This window comes from Rhizobium subbaraonis, from assembly GCF_900220975.1.
In the GTDB taxonomy this organism is placed as follows: domain Bacteria; phylum Pseudomonadota; class Alphaproteobacteria; order Rhizobiales; family Rhizobiaceae; genus Mycoplana; species Mycoplana subbaraonis.
The window spans coordinates 119,774-140,242 of record NZ_OBQD01000001.1 but is presented as its reverse complement, the minus strand read 5'-3'; the positions used below and the strand labels follow the sequence as shown (position 1 = coordinate 140,242).

The 20,469-nt window shown below is 65.2% G+C and carries 17 protein-coding genes and 2 pseudogenes; 8 read left to right on the top strand and 11 right to left on the bottom strand.

All coding sequences use genetic code 11. The annotated features are described in order from the left end of the window. Together groL and CRO48_RS00590 are read left to right on the top strand one after the other, a co-directional pair. On the top strand, nt 1–1,638 hold the full coding sequence (gene groL / locus CRO48_RS00595; protein WP_097135410.1) for a chaperonin GroEL: 1,638 nt from the start codon (nt 1–3) through the stop codon (nt 1,636–1,638). 454 nt (nt 1,639–2,092) lie between these two features. Continuing rightward, a complete protein-coding gene (locus CRO48_RS00590) occupies nt 2,093–2,539 on the top strand; it encodes a hypothetical protein (protein ID WP_097136037.1) in 447 nt (148 codons plus the stop codon). A 57-nt stretch (nt 2,540–2,596) separates the two neighbouring features. Here CRO48_RS00590 and CRO48_RS00585 read toward each other — a convergent pair whose 3' ends face one another. From CRO48_RS00585 to hisS, 6 genes are all read right to left on the bottom strand, one after another. Continuing rightward, a complete protein-coding gene (locus tag CRO48_RS00585) occupies nt 2,597–5,377 on the bottom strand; it encodes a bifunctional diguanylate cyclase/phosphodiesterase (protein WP_097135408.1) in 2,781 nt (926 codons plus the stop codon). A 151-nt stretch (nt 5,378–5,528) separates the two neighbouring features. After that, a complete protein-coding gene (locus CRO48_RS00580; RefSeq protein WP_097135406.1) occupies nt 5,529–6,746 on the bottom strand; it encodes an NAD(P)/FAD-dependent oxidoreductase in 1,218 nt (405 codons plus the stop codon). A 97-nt stretch (nt 6,747–6,843) separates the two neighbouring features. Beyond that, nucleotides 6,844–7,551, bottom strand: coding sequence for a glutathione S-transferase family protein (locus tag CRO48_RS00575; RefSeq protein WP_097136035.1), 708 nt, complete (start codon nt 7,549–7,551; stop codon nt 6,844–6,846). A gap of 243 nt (nt 7,552–7,794) precedes the next feature. Then, nucleotides 7,795–8,490 carry an ATP phosphoribosyltransferase gene (hisG, locus tag CRO48_RS00570; RefSeq protein WP_097135404.1) on the bottom strand — a complete coding sequence of 232 codons (696 nt, stop codon included), beginning with the start codon at nt 8,488–8,490 and terminating at the stop codon, nt 7,795–7,797. Beyond that, the gene (locus CRO48_RS00565) at nt 8,487–9,617 is read right to left on the bottom strand and encodes an ATP phosphoribosyltransferase regulatory subunit (protein ID WP_097135402.1); all 1,131 of its coding nucleotides are present in this window, start codon (nt 9,615–9,617) and stop codon (nt 8,487–8,489) included. Before CRO48_RS00565 ends, hisG begins: the two co-directional genes overlap by 4 nt. A 184-nt stretch (nt 9,618–9,801) precedes the next feature. Continuing rightward, nucleotides 9,802–11,322, bottom strand: a complete 1,521-nt coding sequence (gene hisS / locus CRO48_RS00560) for a histidine--tRNA ligase (protein ID WP_097135400.1) — start codon at nt 11,320–11,322, stop codon at nt 9,802–9,804. Between the two features lie 162 nt (nt 11,323–11,484). Between hisS and CRO48_RS00555 the strand changes: the two genes are divergently transcribed. Continuing rightward, nucleotides 11,485–11,844: a hypothetical protein gene (locus CRO48_RS00555; RefSeq protein ID WP_097135398.1), complete on the top strand. Its 360-nt coding sequence runs from the start codon at nt 11,485–11,487 to the stop codon at nt 11,842–11,844. 66 nt (nt 11,845–11,910) lie between these two features. Beyond that, on the top strand, nt 11,911–12,303 hold the full coding sequence (copM, locus tag CRO48_RS00550; RefSeq protein WP_097135396.1) for a CopM family metallochaperone: 393 nt from the start codon (nt 11,911–11,913) through the stop codon (nt 12,301–12,303). 59 nt (nt 12,304–12,362) lie between these two features. Here copM and CRO48_RS32630 read toward each other — a convergent pair whose 3' ends face one another. Further along, a complete protein-coding gene (locus CRO48_RS32630) occupies nt 12,363–12,506 on the bottom strand; it encodes a hypothetical protein (RefSeq protein ID WP_210201967.1) in 144 nt (47 codons plus the stop codon). Between the two features lie 277 nt (nt 12,507–12,783). Beyond that, complete coding sequence (locus CRO48_RS00540; protein ID WP_097136033.1) at nt 12,784–13,434, bottom strand: DNA-3-methyladenine glycosylase I; 651 nt, start codon at nt 13,432–13,434, stop codon at nt 12,784–12,786. A 251-nt stretch (nt 13,435–13,685) separates the two neighbouring features. On the opposite strand from CRO48_RS00540, the pseudogene CRO48_RS33620 reads away from it, so the two are divergent. The 3 genes and pseudogenes from CRO48_RS33620 to CRO48_RS00530 all read left to right on the top strand — a co-directional run. Next, nucleotides 13,686–13,923, top strand: a pseudogene (locus CRO48_RS33620) (L,D-transpeptidase); the annotation flags it as partial. A 65-nt stretch (nt 13,924–13,988) separates the two neighbouring features. Continuing rightward, nucleotides 13,989–14,441, top strand: a pseudogene (locus tag CRO48_RS33615) (L,D-transpeptidase); the annotation flags it as partial. A 191-nt stretch (nt 14,442–14,632) separates the two neighbouring features. Then, nucleotides 14,633–15,340, top strand: coding sequence for a L,D-transpeptidase (locus CRO48_RS00530; protein WP_097135392.1), 708 nt, complete (start codon nt 14,633–14,635; stop codon nt 15,338–15,340). Nucleotides 15,341–15,501: 161 nt separating this feature from the next. On the opposite strand, the gene glcF is transcribed toward CRO48_RS00530, so the two are convergent. The 3 genes from glcF to CRO48_RS00515 are packed head-to-tail and all read right to left on the bottom strand — an operon-like array spanning nt 15,502 to nt 19,444. Continuing rightward, complete coding sequence (gene glcF / locus CRO48_RS00525) at nt 15,502–16,800, bottom strand: glycolate oxidase subunit GlcF (protein WP_097135390.1); 1,299 nt, start codon at nt 16,798–16,800, stop codon at nt 15,502–15,504. Further along, nucleotides 16,800–18,011 carry an FAD-binding protein gene (locus tag CRO48_RS00520; RefSeq protein ID WP_097135388.1) on the bottom strand — a complete coding sequence of 404 codons (1,212 nt, stop codon included), beginning with the start codon at nt 18,009–18,011 and terminating at the stop codon, nt 16,800–16,802. The genes glcF and CRO48_RS00520 overlap by 1 nt, the downstream gene beginning before the upstream one ends. Then, nucleotides 18,008–19,444: an FAD-linked oxidase C-terminal domain-containing protein gene (locus CRO48_RS00515; protein ID WP_097135386.1), complete on the bottom strand. Its 1,437-nt coding sequence runs from the start codon at nt 19,442–19,444 to the stop codon at nt 18,008–18,010. Before CRO48_RS00515 ends, CRO48_RS00520 begins: the two co-directional genes overlap by 4 nt. 108 nt (nt 19,445–19,552) lie before the next feature. Between CRO48_RS00515 and CRO48_RS00510 the strand changes: the two genes are divergently transcribed. Continuing rightward, complete coding sequence (locus tag CRO48_RS00510; protein WP_097135383.1) at nt 19,553–20,464, top strand: LysR family transcriptional regulator; 912 nt, start codon at nt 19,553–19,555, stop codon at nt 20,462–20,464. Nucleotides 20,465–20,469 lie beyond the last annotated feature (5 nt).

Below are 20,469 nucleotides of genomic sequence, written 5' to 3'. Positions count from 1 at the left end.
ATGGCAGCCAAAGAAGTAAAGTTCGGCCGCACCGCGCGCGAAAAGATGCTGCGTGGCGTCGACATCCTCGCTGACGCAGTGAAGGTCACCCTCGGCCCCAAGGGCCGCAACGTCGTCATTGACAAGTCCTTCGGCGCTCCGCGCATCACCAAGGACGGCGTTTCGGTCGCCAAGGAAATCGAACTGGAAGACAAGTTCGAGAACATGGGCGCCCAGATGGTCCGCGAAGTCGCTTCGAAGACCAACGACGTCGCCGGTGACGGCACCACCACCGCAACCGTTCTGGCCCAGGCGATCGTTCGCGAAGGCAACAAGGCCGTTGCGGCCGGCATGAACCCGATGGACCTGAAGCGCGGCATCGACCTCGCTGTCAAGGAAGTCGTCAAGGATCTCCAGGCCAAGGCCAAGAAGATCTCCACTTCGGAAGAAGTTGCGCAGGTCGGCACGATCTCGGCAAATGGCGACAAGCAGGTCGGCCTCGACATTGCCGAAGCCATGCAGAAGGTCGGCAACGAAGGCGTCATCACGGTTGAAGAAGCCAAGACCGCCGAAACCGAGCTCGAAGTCGTCGAAGGCATGCAGTTCGACCGCGGCTACCTGTCGCCCTACTTCGTCACCAACCCGGAAAAGATGGTCGCCGACCTGGAAGACGCTTTCATTCTCCTGCACGAGAAGAAGCTCTCCAACCTCCAGGCGATGCTCCCGGTTCTCGAAGCCGTTGTCCAGACCGGCAAGCCGCTGGTCATCATTGCTGAAGACGTCGAAGGCGAAGCTCTTGCGACGCTCGTCGTCAACAAGCTGCGTGGCGGCCTCAAGATCGCTGCCGTCAAGGCTCCGGGCTTCGGCGACCGCCGTAAGGCCATGCTCGAAGACATCGCCATCCTGACGGGCGGCACGGTGATCTCCGAAGACCTCGGCATCAAGCTCGAAAACGTCACCCTCGACATGCTCGGCCGTGCCAAGAAGGTCTCCATCTCCAAGGAGAACACCACGATCGTCGACGGCGCAGGCCAGAAGGGCGAGATCGAAGGCCGCGTTGCCCAGATCAAGGCTCAGATCGAAGAGACCACCTCCGACTACGACCGCGAGAAGCTCCAGGAGCGCCTGGCCAAGCTCGCTGGCGGCGTTGCCGTCATCCGCGTCGGCGGCTCGACGGAAGTCGAAGTGAAGGAAAAGAAGGACCGCATCGACGACGCGCTGAACGCGACGCGCGCTGCAGTTCAGGAAGGTATCGTACCGGGCGGCGGCGTCGCCCTGCTGCGTGCTTCTTCCCAGCTGAAGGTCAAGGGCGAGAATGCCGACCAGGACGCCGGCATCAACATTGTTCGTCGCGCCCTGCAGGCTCCGGCCCGCCAGATCGCCGAGAACGCAGGTGACGAAGCCTCGATCGTCGTCGGCAAGATCCTCGAGCAGAATGGCGACAACTACGGCTACAACGCCCAGACCGGCGAGTATGGCGACATGATCGCCATGGGTATCGTCGACCCGGTCAAGGTCGTTCGCACCGCACTCCAGGACGCAGCCTCGGTTGCCGGCCTGCTCGTCACCACCGAAGCCATGATCGCCGAGCTGCCGAAGAAGGACGCTCCGGCAATGCCAGGCGGCATGGGCGGCATGGGCATGGACGGCATGATGTAATTGGACGAAAGTCTAAACTGCATGCGGATCGGGCGGCCTTCGGGCCGCCCTTTCTGTTTTTTGCCACCGCCGTCCGGCGCGAAATCACTTAAACCATTACATTTTTTGCCGATGGCCCATTGCCGGTTGCATTCAAGCCGGTATAGAACCTGCAGCGAAGCTGGACTGACGCTGGGGGCATTCTGACGGCACGAGCCAGGACGTGGTTATGACGTCCGAAGATCGGCATGTCCTTTCATATCAGCGGAAGCACATCATTCCGGATGTCGGCACGTGACAAAACAAGGTTCGTTGGCGTTTGCGAGCGAACAATAAAAACAACTGCGCAGACATCGATCGAGTTTGGCTAGACCGGAGAAGCCGCACCTTCCCGGTCAGTCTTTTGGGGGGCGAGGAATGCCGATATCGGCGCACCGGCACGGGGCGCGATGTCGCTGACCGGCTGGGGTTCAACGTGTTCAAAATTGCCAAGACTGCCTTCGTTGCGCCGCTTGTAACGGGAACCATCGCGTTCGATTCACCCGACAACGAACTCCTGACGCAGTACTGCGCCATCGAGCGCTGGACGGGCGACCTCTCTAACGGGCTTTTTCAGCTTGGCGAGCGGGCGGCGCGCATGCACCGGCTGGAGCAGCGCAGCTGCGGCCTGCTCAATCTCGTCCGCTGTTACACCCTGCAGGATCGCAACCATGTGCTGGAGCTCTTCGAGCAGGCGGCCACGGTTTCCTCGTCCTTCTGCTTCTCCACCACCATCGAGATCGACGGCATCCGGCGCCAACCGGTGTTGTGCGTCGGGGAATCGACAGGGCTGGAACAGCGATACGCCGGCGCAATCATCGGCGTCTTCATCTTTCCCCGCTTCCATGTGGAAAACGGGCACGGGATCTCGCCGGCTCAGTAGCGCCTTGTCTCCGCGCCCGGCATCACACAGGTGCCGGAGTGGAAGCGGCTTGGCCTGTCAGGCGGCATCCTTCCGCGCAGTACCCTCGCCTACCGGGCCGGGGCGGCCGAGGAAATAGCCCTGCGCCTCGTCGCAGCCTTCCAGCACCAGGATATCGAGCTGCTCCCTCGTTTCGACGCCCTCCGCCAGCACAGGCACGGAGAGGGTCTGTCCGAGGGCCACGATCGCGCGCAGGATCGCCTTTGCCTGTGCGCTCTGCTCCACCTCGCTCATGAAGCTGCGGTCGAGCTTGATCTTGTCGAAGGGGAACGAGCGCAGCGTTTCCAGCGATGAATAGCCCGTGCCGAAATCGTCAATCGCGATGGTGACGCCGAGCGCCTTGATCTGGCGTAGCGCACGCAGCGCGCGCTCCTTGTCGCCGATGATCGTCGATTCGGTGATCTCCAGCTCCAGCCGGGTCGGGTCCAGACCGGTCTCCTCAAGCACGCGACCGACCAGGCCGGCCACATCCGCATTGGTCAGTTGCACCGGCGAAAGGTTGACCGCGATCCGGTGCGGCTCCTGCCAGCTCGCCGCCTCCCGGCAGGCCTCCCGCAGGACCCATTCGCCGATCGGAAGGATCGCACCGCATTCCTCCGCGATCGGAATGAACTCCGCAGGCGAGACCATGCCCCGATCCGGATGCCGCCAGCGGAGAAGCACCTCCAGGCCGGTGACCGAACCGCTGTCGACAGCCTTCTGGACCTGATAGTGCAGGTAGAGTTCGTCACGCTCGATGGCCAGCCACAGATCCTTGGCGATGCCCCGGCGATCGCGGGCGACTTCGTCCATGGACACTTCGTAATAGCAGACCGTCTGCGTCAGCGCGTCCTTGGCACGATACATCGCCAGATCGGCGTTGTTCAGCAGCACCTCAGGATTGTCCGCGTCCTGCGGATAGATCGCAACACCGAGGCTTGCGCCCGGCTTCAGTTCGTAGCCGTCGATCACGACCTCGGCCTGAAGGCAGCGCTCCAGCCGCTGAATGAAGCCGTTGAGATCGGCGATATCGTCATACCGCTTGCAGGCGGCGAACTCGTCGCCGCCGAAGCGCGCGACGTTCTCATCCGGCCCGAGGCAGGCGCGCATGCGCTCCGCCAGCGTGACCAGCACTTGATCGCCCGCCGCATGTCCACGCGTGTCGTTGATCTCCTTGAACTTGTCGAGGTCAATGCCGATCGTCGCGACCTTTCCGCCCGAACGTCCGGCATGCTCGATGGCCGCCGCCAGGATGTCGTTGAAATGCGCGCGGTTCGGCAGTCCCGTCAGGCCGTCATGCCGGGCCATGTGGGCGATTTGCTCCTCGTTGCGCAGGCGCTCGGAGATGTCCTCGAAGGTGGCGACCCAGCCGCCGTCCGGCAAGGTGCGATACTTGACCTGAACCGACATTCCGCCTGGAAGTGTCTCGACGATCGCGCCGCCGCCCTCGCGGACGATGTTGCGGTGCCGCGCATAGAACTCGGGCGCCTTCAGCAGCCAGACCTCGGGCAGCTCGGAGGCTGCGGAGTGCGCAGCGTCGACAAGCTCGCGGAAGCTGAGGCCGACATTCATGCGGCCTGGCAGGCTCAGGAGTTCGGCGCACCGGTAGTTGGACAGGACCAGCCGCTCCTCGCTGTCGAACAGGCACAGCCCCTGCGACATGTTCTCCAGGGCCAGATCGAGATTCCGGCTGACCTCGGCGATGCGATCGGCGTCGGCTTTCTCCTTCGTCACGTCCTTGGTGATCTTGGCGAAGCCGACAAGGGTGCCGCTCTCATCGTGGATGGCGTCGATGACGACGTTGGCCCAGAAGCGCGATCCATCCTTGCGATAACGCCAGCCCTCGGCTTCGTACTTGCCGTGTTGGCGGGCACTTTCCAGGGCAAAGCCGGGCGCACCGGCCTTGCGATCTTCCTCGCCATAGAACTGCGAAAAATGGCGGCCGACGATCTCGTGCGCCTTGTAGCCCTTGTTGCGTTCGGCGCCGGCATTCCAGTTTGAAACCACGCCCTCCGGATCGAGCATGTAGATGGCGTAGTCGGAGACGCCCTGAACCAGCATTGCGAACTGCCGCATGCTTTCGGTGGCGACCGATTCCGCCTTTCTGGCAAAAACGGCCGCGATCAGCCCGATCGACAGCAGAGACAGGGCGACGAGCGCCATCAGCAGCGCCATCAGATCCGGCGAGAGGATCGCAGTGTCGTCCACTGTCATCGGTCCGGGCACGACGGTCACCGATGCCATGCCCACGAAATGCAGCGAGACCACGCCGAGCGTCATCAGGAGGCCGGCGCCGAGGCGAGCGGCAGCACCCGCTCGACGCTCCAATTGCGCAAACGAAGCGCCGCAGAAGAAAGCGCCCGCCATCAGCGAAGCGGCGATCAGGACCGGATCCCATTCGATTTGTCCCGGCAACTCCAGCGCAGCCATGCCCAGATAGTGCATCGCGCTAATGCCCGCCGCGACAACGATACCACCGGCGACCGCGGCAGTGCTTCCGGAGAGATAGGTGGCCAGAGCCGCGCCGAAGCCGGTCAATGCGATCGCGACCAGAAGCGACACCAGGGTCAGTTCCATGCCATAACCGAAGACCACGCCGGGGTCATAGGCCAGGATCGCGATGAAATGCGTCGTCCAGATGCCGAAGCCGCTGGCAACGCCGGCGACGCACAGCCACAGGGCGCGACCGTTCCCTTCCGCGGATCTGGCACGCTGGATCAGCGAAATGGCGGTGTAGCAGGAGAGAAAACAGACGACAGCAGCAAGAAGAACCAGCCGCAGATCATGTTCCACGGTCAGGCAGGTAACGATGCGCAACATGGGAAGTCCGTTTGAGTGCGATTTGTCCGCACTCAGCCGGAGAAAGCTGAAGAATGCATGAATTGGCGGCCTGCCGGCGCCCCAACGCTCTCACGCAACGTGAAGATGCTTAACATACCTGAAACAGGCGCTCCGCAGGAACAGGGCGGCGTCACAGCGTCAGCGTCTTGAGGTCCGTCGCTGGATCCTCCAGCGCCGTCCGCTCGGGCGTCCGCCCCTGCTCCAGGAGCTTCTTGCCCACCACATAGGCCTTGGCGTCGTTCACCGCGTCGACGGCGATGAACCGCCCCTGGCGGAAATACCACACGGAGACGCTGCCTTCGCGCTGGCCGGGCCGGACGAGCGTGTCGTCGTAGCCCATGCAGAAGCCGGCGATCTGGAGCTTCACATCATACTGGTCCGACCAGAACCAGGGTCTTGGCGCGTAAGGCTCGGTTCCACCGGCGATGACGGCGGCGGCGGCTTCGGCCTGATCGACCGCGTTCTGGACCGACTCCAGCCGCACCCGGTTCCCCTCGAACGGCAGCACCGCGCAATCACCCATGGCAAAGATCGAGGGATCGGAGGTGCGCGCATGCTCATCGACGACGATGCCGTTTGCGACCTCGAGGCCCGCCTCGCGGGCGAGACGGTCGTTCGGCGCGACGCCGATACCGACGATGACGATGTCGGCCGGCAGGACGAACCCGTCGGAAAGCTCCGCGCCCGTCACCCGACCGTCCTCGCCGATCAGCCGGACGAGGCCGGTCTTCTCGCGAATGTCGACACCGCGGGCGATGTGGATCGCCTTGAGGATCGTCGCAGTCGCAGGCGAGGCGACGCGCTGTAGGATGCGGTCGGCCATCTCGATGACCGTAACCTCGAGCCCCCTGCCGCGGGCGACCGCAGCCGCCTCCAGTCCGATATAGCCGCCGCCGACGATCAGCGCCCGGCGCCCTTCCGACATCTCGGTGCCCAGCCGGTCGGCGTCCAGATAGTCGCGAACGGTGTAGACGCCGTCGAGGTCGCCGCCGATTTCGGCCGGGAGGCGGCGGGGGGCTGCGCCGGTGGCAAGGGCCAGAACATCATAGGAAAGCGTCGAGCCGTCGCCGAGCTTCACCGTCTTGGCAGCCCTGTCTATCGAGGTGACCTCGGTGGAAAGCCGCAGTTCGACCTCGTGTTCCGGGTACCAGCTTTCGGAGCGGAAATGCAGGCGGCCGAGATCGGCCTCGCCGAGCAGATATTTCTTGGATAGTGGGGGCCGCTGGTAGGGAGGGGTCGCCTCGGCGCTGACGATCGTGATCGGTCGCGCATCCTTCAGCGCCCGCAGCTTTGCGACCAGGGCAAATGCGGCCTGGCCGCCGCCGACGACTACCAATCTTCCCGTCACGATGATGTTCCTGCCCTCGATGCTTTAGCACAAAGAGGTAGCGCGCCGGGACGGCCCGCGTCAACGCGGATGCGCGCCATCCGGGCGCTTCACTGCGTCACTCCTTGGCGGGAACGTCGATGCCCTTCTGCGAGGCAGGGCGGGCCGTGCAGCGCTCGAGCCAACCCATCACGGCAGGAAAATCGCCGTAACCGAGCACGTCGCGGCCGCCATAGAAGATATCGGCGCCGCGCACCCAGGGAAACAGCGCGATGTCGGCGACCGTATAGGTCTCGCCCATGATCCACTGACGGTCCTGCAGCCGCCCTTCCAGCACGCCGAGCAGGCGCTTGGCCTCGTCGCGGTAGCGCTCCATCGGATAGGAATTGTTGGCGACCTTGTCGGCGGCGAACTTGTAGAAATGGCCGAACTGGCCAAACATCGGCCCGACGCCGCCCATCTGGAACATCACCCAGCACAGCGTTTCGTATTTCTGCGCCGGGTCTGAAGGCACAAGCTTTCCGGTCTTTTCGGCCAGATACCAGAGGATCGCACCTGATTCGAAAAGGCCGATCGGCCTGCCATCCGGGCCGTGCGGGTCGATCAGGGCCGGAATCCGGCCGTTCGGATTGAGGGAGACGAATTCAGGCGACTTCTGCTCGTTGCCCCCGAAATCCACCCGATGCGGCTCGTAGGCAAGACCCAGTTCCTCCAGCGCGATCGAAACCTTCACGCCGTTCGGCGTCGGCAGGGAATAGAGCTGGATGATATCGGGATTTTTCGCGGGCCATTTCTGGGTGATCGGGAAGGCGGACAGATCGGTCACGGGCTGCTCCTGGAAATTGCGATGCAGCATAAATAGGACGCCGAAGGCTGTGGGGAAAGGGGGGACCACGTCCCGACGTGCGGTCAGGAAATGCACACGCCCGTCATGCCGGACTTGATCCGGCATCCAGCGCGCGCAAGTCCTTGCGCGAGAAGAGCATTTCCCGCGCCGCCGACGCGGCGCCGCTGGATGCCGGCTCGGGGCCGGGATGACGGAGGAGGAGGTGCCGTGACGAGACCCGGCTCAGAGCACGCCGCGCACCGCGGCGACGATCTCGGCCACCACCGGATCGCTGTCGTGGCTCTCCTTGCGCGCCCGCACGAGGCACGCCTCGGACTTCAGGATGACGCCGTCGGAGAGGATCTTCAGGTGGTTGGCGCGCAGCGTCGAGCCGGTCGAGGTGATATCGACGATGATGTCGGCCGAACCGGAGGCCGGCGCGCCCTCCGTCGCCCCCAGGCTCTCGACGATGCGGTAGAGCTGGATGCCGTGATTGCCGGAAAAGAACTGCTGCGTCAGCCGCCAGTACTTCGTCGCGATCGTCAACCGGCGACCGTGGCGGGCGCGGAAATCCGCCGCCACGTCGCCGAGGTCGGCCATCGTCTCGACGTCGAGCCAGATTTCCGGCACGGCGACGACGACATCGGCATGACCGAAGCCGAGGCGGGCGCAGAATTCGACGCGTTCATCGGCGCGGGCCAGCCCTTCACGCACCAGATCCTCCCCGGTGACGCCGAAATCGACGGTCCCGTTGCCGATCTCGCGCGAAATCTCCGAAGCCGAGAGGAAGGCGATCTCGATGTCGTCCCGCCCCTCGACGCGGCCGCGATAGGAGCGGTCGTTGCCGACGGTGGCGATGGTGTAGCCGGCGCGCTGGAAGATCGCGGACGCGTCTTCCTTCATCCGGCCCTTGGAGGGAAGCGCGATGGTGACGGTCATGCGCGCGCACCTTCTTCGATTGCGTGTTCGATGCGGTCGAGCCAAAGGGAAAAGCCGACGGCGGGGATGTCGTCGGCGGCCCCCAGCAGCGACATCATCCGGTCGAAGCGGCCGCCGCCGGCGAGCACGCGATGGTCGCCGCGCATGGTGATCTCGAAGACGAGCCCGGTGTAGTAGTCGAGCGGACGGCCGAAGGCTGCCCGCCAGGTGATGTCGGAGAGCTTGACGCCGGCATTGGCAAAGGCGGCCACGCGCGCATCGAAGGCCTGGACCGCGGCGTCGAGCGGCAGGCCGGTGCTTGCCGCAAAGTCGTCGAGCACGCCCGGCGCGTAGCGCAGGCTGACGTTGAGCGACAGGAACTCGCGCAGGATGTCGAGCTTTGCGGCATCGAGCGAGGCTCCCGCCAGGGCCAGCTTGTCCTTCAGGCGGCGGGCGATGTCCTTCGGTGCGCGGCTGGCATTGGTCAGGTAGCCGGTCGCCTGCATCACGCCGTCGATATGGGCGACAAGCGCCTCGTCGTCGCCGGTCTTCACGAGCGCCTCGATCTCGGGGCTGAGGCCCGTGACATGCTCGGGGCTGGCGAGCCGCAGCATCAGCGCCTCGAGCTGCGACTGCTCGCCGAAGGCGCGCACCAGCCGCTTCTGCCACCCGACCGGCAGGCCGAGGGCGGCGACGACCGCCTCGAAGACGGCCTGGTCGCCCATCGTCACCGTCAGCGGCCGCCCCGGCAGCAGCGTCATGAGAACGGACATGGCGTCGGCAACGGCCCGCGCATCGGCGAGCGCGAAGTCGCGCGTGCCGAGATCCTCGATCCCCGCCTGGTAGAATTCGCTGCCGCCCTCGCGGCGCTGGCGGAAGACCTCGCCCAGATAGGCATAGCGCTTCGGCGTGCCGGTCGCCGTCTCGATGTGGCGCAGGCAGACGGGAATGGTGAATTCCGGCCGCAGGCACAGACTCTCACCGGTCTCGCTCTGGGTCAGGAAGATGCGGCGGCGCAGGTCCTCGCCGGCGATATCGAGAAACGGCTCGGCCGGCTGGATGACCGGCGTGTCGACGCGCTCGGTCTCGAGCCTCTCGAAAGCCGCCAGAAGATCGGGCGCGAAGGCCGGGAGATTGATCAGCGGCATGGGATGGCCTCATTCGATGCCGCCACTGCCACCTCGCCCCTCATCCGCCTGCCGGCACCTTCTCCCCGCGCGCGGGGAGAAGGACGGACGCCGCGCCTTCCCCGGCTCCCTCTCCCCGCCTGCGGGCAGAGGGTTAGGGTGAGGGACGGCCTTGGTACTTGGACGCAAGCGGCAGCCATCGCCATCAGCCCCTGCCCGCCCGCTTGCGGTCGTCGGCCTGGTGGGCGAGGATTTCGCGGATCCGCTGGACCATGTCCTCCTCGGAGACGGAAACCTGGGCGACGCGGGCCTCGCGCCAGGTGACGTTGTCCTCGATCTCGCCGGCAAGGCGCTTGCCCTCGATCAGGTCCTTGATCTGGACGACGCCGAGCGCGCGCTCGTCGCCGCCCTGGATGATGGCGATCGGGCAGTTGCGGCGGTCGGCATATTTCAGCTGGTTGCCGAACTTCTTCCAGTTGCCCTGGTACATCTCCGCACGGATGCCGGCGGCGCGCAGCGCCTGGGTGAAGCGCTGGTAGCGGCCCATGCTGTCTGTGTCGCCATCCATGACGGTGACGAGGACGGGGGCCACGACTTCGTCCTCGCCGAGCTTGCCGAGGTTCTTCAAGGCCGTCATCAGGCGGGAGACGCCGATGGAAAATCCCGTGGCCGGCACCGGCTGGCCCATGAAGCGCGAGACCAGCCCGTCATAGCGACCACCGCCGCCGACCGAGCCGAACACGACCTTATCGCCCTTCTCGTTGGTGACGGCGAACTGCAGTTCCGCCTCGAAGACGGGACCGGTGTAATATTCGAGGCCGCGGACGACGGACGGGTCGATCTTGATGCGGCCGCTGTCATAGCCGGCGGAGCCCACGAGATGACCGATCTGGTTCAGCTCCTCGACGCCTTCCGGCCCCTTTGCAGTACCGGCGACGAGCTCTGCGAGCTGGGCAGCACTTTCGGCATAGTCCTTGATGCCGACGAAGAAGAGTACCTTTTCGATCTGGTCGGCACCGAGACCGGCCCCCTTGGTGAAATCGCCGCTCTCGTCCTTGCGGCCTTCGCCGAGCAGAAGCCGCACGCCTTCGGGGCCGAACTTGTCGAGCTTGTCGATGGCACGCAGAACGGTCAGACGCCGGCCGGCATTCTCCTCGCCGCCAAGCCCGATCGCCTCCATGACGCCGTCGAGCACCTTGCGGTTGTTGACCCGGATCACGTAGTCGCCGCGCTTGATGCCCAGCGCCTCCATCGTGTCGGCCATCATCATGCACATCTCGGCATCGGCGGCCACGCCTGCAGCACCGACCGTGTCGGCGTCGAATTGCATGAACTGGCGGAAACGGCCGGGGCCCGGCTTCTCGTTGCGGAAGACGTAGCCGGCGCGGTAGGTGCGATAGGGAAGCTGGATCTCGTTGAAGTTCTCGGCCACATGGCGGGCTAGCGGCGCGGTCAGGTCATAGCGCAGGCTCATCCACTGGTCGTCGTCGTCCGTCAGTGAGAACACGCCCTCGTTCGGGCGGTCGCTGTCGGGCAGGAACTTGCCGAGCGCGTCGGTATACTCGAACAGCGGCGTTTCGACCGGGTCGAAACCGTAGCGCTCGTAGACCTCGCGGATCTTCGCGGTCATCTCGTCCACGGCGCGGATGTCGGCAGCCGTGCGGTCGACGAAGCCGCGCGGCAAGCGGGCCTTCAGTTTCTGCGGTTTCTTCTGCTTTTCGCTCATCGGGACGCCCGGAATTTCTGAGAGTACGTTCGGGTCGCTTCCCTAGCGGATTGGGCCGGATGCGGCAAGGGCGGCGGCCGGTGCGCGGCTCGGAAACGGCCGCATGCGGAAAATCGCGCAGGGGGACTTTTCCTCGCCCGCAAGCCGTCCTAGATCTCGGGCATGAGACGCCTCCTGCTTATCCTCGCCCTCATCGCGGCGGCAATCTCCGGCTGGACGCCGGTGATGGCGGCGTCGCTGCATGTCGCGACCATGGCGAGCGAGCACACCCATCACGCCATGGCCGGTGATCCGGCTGCCCATTCCGGCCATGCCGATCATGACGATCGCGACGATCAGGGCGGCAAGACGCATGGCGGCGTTCATCCGCTTCTCTGCTCGGCCTGCTTTGCCGTCGTCAGCGAAATCGAGAGCGTCCGCCCGGTCTTGCTGCATGAGGACCGCGGGGTGGCGTCCGGTTCGCCGCTGATCGGCGGCGAGATCATGCCGCCGGTGCCCCCGCCCCGCACCTTTCCTCTCTGAAGACGTCACCCCTGCGGAACGCTGTTTGCGCAGACAAGAGACACTGGAATTCAGATAGGACATCACATGCACATCAAACGTCTGGCTCGGGGCACAGCCCTCGCGCTCCTTCTCGCCATGCCCGCCCTCGCGCAGGACCAGTCGAACGGCATGGACCATTCCGCTCACCAGTCGATGGAAACGGGCGCGCCGAAAGGCGATCAGGGGCCGGCGAGCCAGGCCTTCGCACAGGCGAACGCCAGGATGCACGCCGGAATGAATTTCGCGTTCAGCGGCAATGCGGACGTGGATTTCGTGCGCGGCATGATCGCCCATCACCAGGGCGCTATCGACATGGCGCGGGTCGAGCTGGAATATGGAAAGGATCCCGCCATACGCAGGCTCGCCGAAGAGGTGATCCGGGCGCAGCAGGCTGAAATCGAAATGATGAAGACCTGGCTGGAGCAGAACGCCAAGTAAAGCGAAAAAGGAACGGGCCCGGCCGACAGGACCAGGCCCGTTCACCTTTGGTCCGCCGATTATTTTCCCTGGTTCGCTTCGATCGTGCTCGATGCCTCGACAAGCGAGGCCGCAATGACCTTGGCGAGCGTCATGCTGTGCAGTCTGATTTCGATATTGTTGCCGTCGCGCGCGGAACGGATGAGATTGAATCCCTCGCGCAACACTATTTCCTGAGCCTTGCTGCAGGCCCAAGCCTCGATTTCTTGGCCGCTATGCGTCATCGTTTCCCCGTTGGCTAAATCATTTAGCTCTGAACGGTGCACCCCAGGTCCAACGCAGTATTTCCCCCAGTTGAATCAGTCATCTGATCGCCCCGCAACCGGAACGATACATGATTCGCGAAAAAATACACCCGTCACCGCCGCGCCGGGCACGGCGGCGCAATCCTCACGCAAGCTTCATGGGCTCGGAAACAGGGAATCGCTGCCGCGGGTGCCCTCAACCGGCGGCGACAGCGCGGAAGGAGCGGTCGAGATTCCGGCGCAGACTGTCGACCTCCGGCTGGCAGAAGCAGCCGGCGAGATGGTCGTTGACCAGACCCATCGCCTGCATGAAGGCGTAGACGGTGGTCGGGCCGACGAAGGTCCAGCCGCGCTTCTTCAGATCCTTGGAGATGCGCTTGGAGGCCGGCGTGGTCGGATTGGCGATCAGGGTCTCGAAGTCCATCACTGCCGGGCGCTCCGCTGCAGGCGGTTCGTTGTTCCAGAAATACCGCGCGATCGAGCCGAACTCTTCCCGCATTTCCTGGGCGCGGCGGGCATTGTTGATCGTGGAGACGATCTTGCCGCGGTGGCGCACGATCCCGGCGTCGGCAAGGCAGCGGGCGATGTCGTCGTCCCCGAAGGCTGCCACCTTGTCGTAGTCGAAACCCGCAAAGGCCGCGCGAAAGTTCTCCCGCTTGCGCAGGATCGTCAGCCAGGACAGACCGGACTGAAAACCCTCAAGGCAGATTTTCTCGAACAGGCGGAAGTCGTCGGTGACGGGCCTCCCCCACTCCGCGTCGTGATAGCGGCGGTAGTCCTCCAGGTTGCCATGCCATGCACAGCGCTCGCGCCCGTCGTCGCCCGCAACAATCCCTCGTGCCGCCATGTCCCGCTCCATGCGTTTCCTTTTTGTTCCGTTTACCACTCGTCAACCAGATTTGGAAAGGGGACAATAACCCTACCCGGAGGTTTCCGGCATCAGCGGCCTTTTCATGAAGAGGAATTTACCATTCGCTTCCCGCAGGGTGAGAGCATCGCAACCGAGACGCCGTGAAGGCGCGCACTGCTATCCGACATCCGCCGCGCCCCGCGGGCGGCCGTGTCGTCACGCCTGGCGAAAGGTTGAGAGTACGCCCGATGTTGAAAAAATCGCTTCTGATCGCTGCTTGCCTTGGGCTTGCGGCACCGGCCGCCGAGGCCAACGACCGCTATGCGACCCGCCCGCCCGTCGTGGTTAGCCCGGACCTGACAGCGCCCTGGGTCATGCAACTGACCGGACAGGGCGTGCAGCCCGCCGTCACCTCGCGCAGGATCGTCAACCGCCAGCAGGCGCAGCAGCGCCGCATCATGCGCCAGCAGCCGGCGATGGCACCGGCAGCAGCCGGCGGCGTGCAACTGGCGGCCGTCACCGGTGCCCGGCCGATACAGACGCAGCTCGACCCGATGTTCCTGCCGCAGATCGTTGACTACGATACGACGCACAGGCCGGGCACGATCGTCATCGACACCAACAACCGCTTCCTCTACCTGGTGATGGGCGACGGCAAGGCAAAGCGCTACGGCGTTGGCGTCGGCAAGCCGGGCTTCGAGTGGGCCGGCACGCACAAGGTCACCGCCAAGCGCGAATGGCCGAGCTGGACGCCGCCGAAGGAGATGATCACCCGCGAAGCCGCCAAGGGCCACTACCTTCCGGCCTTCATGGAGGGCGGCCCGGAAAACCCGCTCGGCTCGCGGGCCATGTATCTCGGTTCGACGCTCTATCGCATCCACGGCACCAATGCGCCATGGACGATCGGCTACGCGGTCTCTTCCGGCTGCATCCGCATGCGCAACGAGGACGTGATCGACCTCTACGAGCGCGTCAATGTCGGAACGAAGGTGATCGTCATCTGATCGCCGGTTCAACTGCGCGCGTCTTGGAACGGCGGCCCTGGGCCGCCGTTCCAGTGTGCGCGGAGGGCAACACCCTTTTTCTTAGTGGCGCCTCATTGCCTTCACAATGGACCTCTATGGCGCCGGCCGCTTGAATTGCCGGGAGAGTTCGCTAGCCTTCCCGTGAAGTAAGGATCGGAGAGGGTAAAGACATGAGGAAACTCGTCCCAGTGCTGGTCGCGGGCGCTGTTACACTTTGCGCCGTATTGCCGGCGGCAAACGCACACGCTTTCAACGCCAGCCGGCCCGGCGCGGCCGACGCGACGACCGGTGACGTCGTGCAGGTGGCACAGCAGAAGCCGGTGCCGGCAAAATACCACCGCCGCATGGTACGCCTGACGACGGACGAGCGTCCCGGCACCATCATCGTCGATACCAACAACAAGTTCCTCTACCTCGTGGAGAGCAAGAACCGCGCGATCCGCTACGGCATCGGCGTCGGCCGCGAGGGCTTCGGGTGGTCGGGCGTCGTCAAGGTCGGCCGCAAGGCCGAGTGGCCGGGCTGGACGCCGCCGCCGGAAATGATCGTCCGCGAGCGCAAGAAGGGGCGGATCCTGCCGGCCTACATGGAGGGTGGCATCAACAACCCGCTCGGCGCGCGTGCGCTCTACCTCTACAACAAGAACGGCCACGACACGGCGTTCCGCATCCACGGCACGAACGAGCCGTGGTCGATCGGCCTCAACATGTCATCCGGCTGCATCCGCATGATGAACAAGGACGTCGAGCACCTCTACGCCCGCGCCAACGTCGGCGCCAAGGTGATCGTGGTCGGCCCCGGTGGCCGGGAAGGCAAGGTGAGTTTCGACGACCGCGGCGTGGACGTGCTGCGCACGCTGTTCGGCAGCCTCGGCGGATAAGGCTCTCGCGACTTTGGTCGGATCAGATTGCGGGCGCTTCGGCGCCCGTTTTGCTAGGGCGTGCGCCGCGACGAAAAGGCGGGTTCGCCGATCGTCGCGAAGCATCCTTGCAGCACCGTCTCCCGGTGGGGAGAAGATAGACCGGCGGGCGGCCGGTCACCTCACCCCAAAAGCGCCGGCTTTTCCCCGCCATAGGCCCAGTCGAGAAGCTCGATCGTGTGGACGATCGGCACCTCGGTGCCGGTGGCGATCTGGGTGATGCAGCCGATGTTGCCGGTGGCGATCACGTCGGGCTTGGTCGCCTCGAGATTGCGGACCTTGCGGGCCTTCAGCTTCTGCGAAATTTCCGGCTGCAGGATGTTGTAGGTGCCGGCCGAGCCGCAGCAGAGATGCCCCTCCGCAGGATCGCGGACGGTGAAGCCCGCAGCCTTCAGAAGCATCTTCGGCAGCATGGTGATCTTCTGGCCGTGCTGCATGGAGCAGGCGGAGTGATAGGTGACGTTGACGCGCTTCATCTCCTGCTGCGGCAGGTCGAGGGTAGCAAGATACTCCGTCACGTCCTTGGCGAGCGCCGACACGCGCGCCGCCTTCTCCGCGTAGGCCGCATCGTGGCGCAGCATGAAGCCATAGTCCTTGATGGTCGTGCCGCAGCCCGAGGCGGTGATGATGACCGCATCGAGCCCGCCGTTTTCCACCTCGCGCAGCCACACGTCGACATTGCGGCGCGCGGCCTCCAGCGCCTGCTCCTCGCGACCCATGTGGTGGACGAGCGAACCGCAGCAGACTTCGCCGGCGGGTGCAACGACCTCGACGCCGAGGCGCGTCAGGAGGCGGATGGTCGCTTCGTTGATCTCCGGCTTCAGCACCGGCTGGGCGCATCCCGACAGGATCGCCACCCGGCCGCGACGGGCACCGGCTGCCGGGTGCGTCCCGGGGCGCGCACTCGGCGAGGGCCGCGGCACCTTGCGCGGCGCCAGGTCGAGCATGGCGCCGAACGCCTCCAGACCCCTCACTTTCTTCAGGAAGCCGGCAAAGGGCCGGCCAAAGGCTGCGGCATGCAGGGCCATGCGGAAGCGCGCGGGATAGGGCAGAACGGCGGCAAGCACGTTGCGCGTCACGCGGTTCCAGAACGGCCGCCGATAGGTGTTTTCGATATGCATACGCGCGTGATCGACGAGGTGCATGTAGTCGACGCCCGAAGGACAGGTGGTCGCGCAGGACAGGCACGACAGGCAGCGATCGATGTGAGTGACGACCTGCTCGTCCGCCGGGCGGCCGTTTTCCAGCATGTCCTTGATCAGGTAAATGCGCCCGCGCGGGCTGTCGAGCTCGTTGCCGAGCGTCACATAGGTCGGGCAGGTGGCCGTGCAGAACCCGCAATGGACGCATTTGCGCAGGATCTTTTCAGACGTTGCGACATGCGGATCGGCAAGCTGCTCGGCGGTGAAATTGGTCTGCATCAGTACCGCGCCCCGGTCGCGACATTTCCGGCGAAGATCCCGGCCGGATCGAATTTTTCCCTGATCCGCGCATTCAGCGCCTCGATCGCCTCGCCCTGCGGCTGCGTGACCTGCGTCGCCGCCATCACGCCGGCCGAGGCGCGAAGCAGGGTGGCGTGCCCTCCCCCCAGCGCCTTGATGTAGCGGCGAACGAGTTCGGCGTCGGGATCGGATTCCATTCGCAGCCACACCAGGCCGCCCTGCCAGTCATAGAACGCATCGACACCGGTTTCGAGCCGCAGGGCTGCGACCAGTTGGTGGCCCGCGGTCGGGGCGACGGATATGCGCCAGACCGGCCGCGCGGTGCCGTCAGCGAATGCGTGGACGTCGCGGATCTCGCGCCAGAGCTGGGCGGTATCGGCGGGATCCAGCGTGCCGACCGGACCAAAGGAGGCCATCGCGGCCGTCAGTTTCTCGGCCCTTACAGAGACGGAGGCGGAAAGCCCTTCCAGCCGCAGCACGGTGGCGGCACCCCCCGGCAGTCGGCCGCCGAGGAACCGCCCGCGCACGCTTTCAGGCAGATGCGCCGCGCCCGACACCTCCACCGACATCGACATGGCCGTCGCCATGGCGGCGGCCGCCTGTGCATCGTTGAGGTCCGAGATCACGACGGTGAGTGCCGTTTCGGGAACCGGAAGGAGGCGGAAGGTGACCTCCGTCATAAAGGCGAGCGTGCCGAACGAACCCGCCATGAGCTTGGTCAGGTCCAGGCCGGTGACGTTCTTCATCACCCGGCCGCCGGCCTTGACGATCTCGCCGGAGCCGTTGACGAAGCGAACGCCCAGCAGGCTGTCGCGGGCGGCACCGGCGACGAAGCGGCGCGGGCCGGAGGCGTTGGTGGCAAACACGCCGCCGATGGTGGGAATGCCGCCGGTGCCGAGCAGCGCCCGGACGTCCAGCGGCTCGAAACTGAGCATCTGCCGGCATTCAGAAAGTGCGGCCTCGATATCGTCGAGCGGCGTTCCGGATTTCGCCGTCATGGTCATTTCGGCCGGATTGTAGGCGACGATACCCGACAGGCTGGCCGAGGAGAGAATATCGCGGCCGGCACCGCCGGCGGACAGCGTGCGCGTGCCGCCTCCACGGATTTCCAGCGGCGAGGATGCGGCCACGGCTGCACGAATGATCCGGGAGGTGGCCTCCTCGGACAGGGGATCATGGATGACGCTCATGCGGCCGGCCGCCCTTCCAGGGGGAAGACTTTCGAGGGATTGAGGATCCATTGCGGATCGAAGGCCGCGCGCACGGCCATCTGCTGGTTGAGGTCGACCTCGGCATACTGATGCCGCATCAGGTCGCGCTTTTCGATGCCGACGCCGTGCTCGCCGGTCAGGCAGCCACCGGCATCGACGCAGAGTTTGAGGATCTCGTTGCCCGCCTGTTCGGCACGCGCGGCGTCCTCGGGATCGTTGGCGTTGAACAGGATCAGCGGGTGCATGTTGCCGTCGCCGGCGTGGAAGACGTTGGCGACCCGCAGGCCGTGGCGCTCGATGATCTCGGCGGTGCCGCGCAGCACATGCGGCAGCTGGCTCAGCGGCACCGTGCCGTCCATGCAGATATAGTCGGCGATCCGTCCCGTTGCACCGAAGGCGGACTTGCGGCCCTTCCAGATCAGCGCGGCCTGGGTGGCGGACTGGCTCTCCTTGACCACCTTCACGCCGTGTCGCCGGGCGATCTCGATGATCGCCCTGAGCATGTCGTCCATCTCCGTCTCGGAGCCCTCAACCTCGACGATCAAAAGCGCCTCGACGTCGTCGGGGTAGCCGGCGCCTGCGAACGCCTCGCAGATCGCGATCGCAGGCCTGTCCATGAATTCGATCGCAACGGGAATGATGCCCGCGCCGATGATATCGGCCACGCAGGCGCCGGCTTCCTCGGAGCTGTCGAAGCCGAAGAGCACCGGCCGGGCCCCTTCCGGCTTGGCGATCAGCCGGACCGTGGCCTCGGTGACGATGCCGAGCTGACCCTCCGAGCCGCAGACGATGCCGAGCAGGTCGAGGCCGGGCGCATCGAGCGCCTTGCCGCCGAGTTCGATCACGGTGCCGTCGACGAGCACCATCTTCACGCCGAGCAGGTTGTTCGTGGTAACGCCGTATTTCAGGCAGTGGGCGCCGCCGGAGTTCATGCCGATGTTGCCGCCGATCGTGCAGGCGAGCTGCGAGCTCGGATCAGGCGCATAGAAATAGCCGTCGGGCGACACCGCATCGGAGATCGCAAGGTTGGTGACGCCGGCCTGCACCGTGGCGGTTCGGTTGGCAAAGTCGATATCGAGGATGCGCGACATCTTGGAAAGGCCGATCACGACCGCGTCTTCCTGCGGAATGGCACCACCGGCGAGCGAGGTGCCCGCGCCGCGCGGCACCACCGGAATGCCGTAGCGGTGACAGTATTTCATGACAGCCGCCACCTGCGCCGTCGTCTCCGGCAGGGCGACCGCGAGCGGCACACGCCGATAGGACACGAAGGCATCGGTCTCGAAGGGAACGAGCTCGCGCGTCTCGTGTACGAGACAGCCCTCGGGAAGCAGATCGAGCAGGTCGCCGACGATCTCGTCGCGTCGCGCCAGCACCGCTGCCTTAGGCGGCAGAAAGCCGATCTGCTCCATCCCCGACCTCCCGATTGATAGCAAAATGGTATTTTTTCTTTACCACTTTGCGGAGGGGCAGGCAAATGCTAAGCACCTTTTCCACTACGGCGAAAGTGGAGCGCATTTGTGACGGACCTCGGCGACCTCGAAATTTTCTCGCGCGTGGTGACGACCGGCAGCATGTCGGCGGCCGGGCGCGCGCTCGGTCTTTCGCCCGCCGTCATCTCCAAGCGCATCAAGCGGCTGGAGGAGCGGCTCGGCACGCGCCTCTTGCAACGCACCACCCGGCAGATTTCGCTGACGGAAGCCGGTCAGGGCTTCCACCAGCGTATTCTCGGCATCCTTGCCGGCATCGAGGAGGCCGAGGCCTTCGCCTCGGGGCGCGCCGGCGCGATGAAGGGGATGCTGAAGGTTTCGGCGCCCACTTCCTTCGGCCGCCTGCACATCGCGCCACACCTGAAGGGGTTCATGGACGCCAATCCAGAACTGGTCGTCAACCTCCTGCTGACCGACGACTTCTCCGACATCGTCGGCGAAGGGCTGGATCTGGCGATCCGCATTGGTGACCTGCAGGATTCCTCGCTCGTGGCGCGGCGGCTGGCGCCTGTGAGGCGCATCCTCGTCGCTGCTCCCGCGTATCTCGAACGGCACGGCGCGCCGGGCGGCATCGCCGATCTCGGCAGCCACGTCTGCATACCGCCGCACAGCCAGGACGTCTGGCGGCTCGAGGGGCCGGATGGTCCGGTCTCCTATCGTCCGCAGGGATCGCTGATCACCAATTCCAGCGAAGTGGTGCGCGAGGTGGTGATCGCCGGCATGGGGATCGCCCTGCGGTCGACCTGGGATATCGGCGAGGAACTGCGCGACGGCAGGCTCGTGCAGGTGCTGCCGCGATACGAAGGCTCGCGCAACGTCGTGCTCTCGGCAATCTATGCCAGCCGCCAGTTCCTGCCGGCCAAGGTCCGCGTGTTCATCGACTACCTGGCCGACCTCTACGGCCCGACGCCTTACTGGGAGACAGCGACGGACGCACGCTGAGCGCA

Excerpts from the sequence above, each read along its gene's own strand:
- groL (WP_097135410.1), top strand. The coding sequence starts at position 1 with ATGGCAGCCAAAGAAGTAAAGTTCGGCCGCACCGCGCGCGAAAAGATG.
- CRO48_RS00585 (WP_097135408.1), bottom strand. The coding sequence starts at position 5,377 with ATGTTGCGCATCGTTACCTGCCTGACCGTGGAACATGATCTGCGGCTG.
- hisG (WP_097135404.1), bottom strand. The coding sequence starts at position 8,490 with ATGACCGTCACCATCGCGCTTCCCTCCAAGGGCCGGATGAAGGAAGAC.
- CRO48_RS00565 (WP_097135402.1), bottom strand. The coding sequence starts at position 9,617 with ATGCCGCTGATCAATCTCCCGGCCTTCGCGCCCGATCTTCTGGCGGCT.
- hisS (WP_097135400.1), bottom strand. The coding sequence starts at position 11,322 with ATGAGCGAAAAGCAGAAGAAACCGCAGAAACTGAAGGCCCGCTTGCCG.
- CRO48_RS00555 (WP_097135398.1), top strand. The coding sequence starts at position 11,485 with ATGAGACGCCTCCTGCTTATCCTCGCCCTCATCGCGGCGGCAATCTCC.
- copM (WP_097135396.1), top strand. The coding sequence starts at position 11,911 with ATGCACATCAAACGTCTGGCTCGGGGCACAGCCCTCGCGCTCCTTCTC.
- CRO48_RS00540 (WP_097136033.1), bottom strand. The coding sequence starts at position 13,434 with ATGGCGGCACGAGGGATTGTTGCGGGCGACGACGGGCGCGAGCGCTGT.
- CRO48_RS00530 (WP_097135392.1), top strand. The coding sequence starts at position 14,633 with ATGAGGAAACTCGTCCCAGTGCTGGTCGCGGGCGCTGTTACACTTTGC.
- glcF (WP_097135390.1), bottom strand. The coding sequence starts at position 16,800 with ATGCAGACCAATTTCACCGCCGAGCAGCTTGCCGATCCGCATGTCGCA.
- CRO48_RS00520 (WP_097135388.1), bottom strand. The coding sequence starts at position 18,011 with ATGAGCGTCATCCATGATCCCCTGTCCGAGGAGGCCACCTCCCGGATC.
- CRO48_RS00515 (WP_097135386.1), bottom strand. The coding sequence starts at position 19,444 with ATGGAGCAGATCGGCTTTCTGCCGCCTAAGGCAGCGGTGCTGGCGCGA.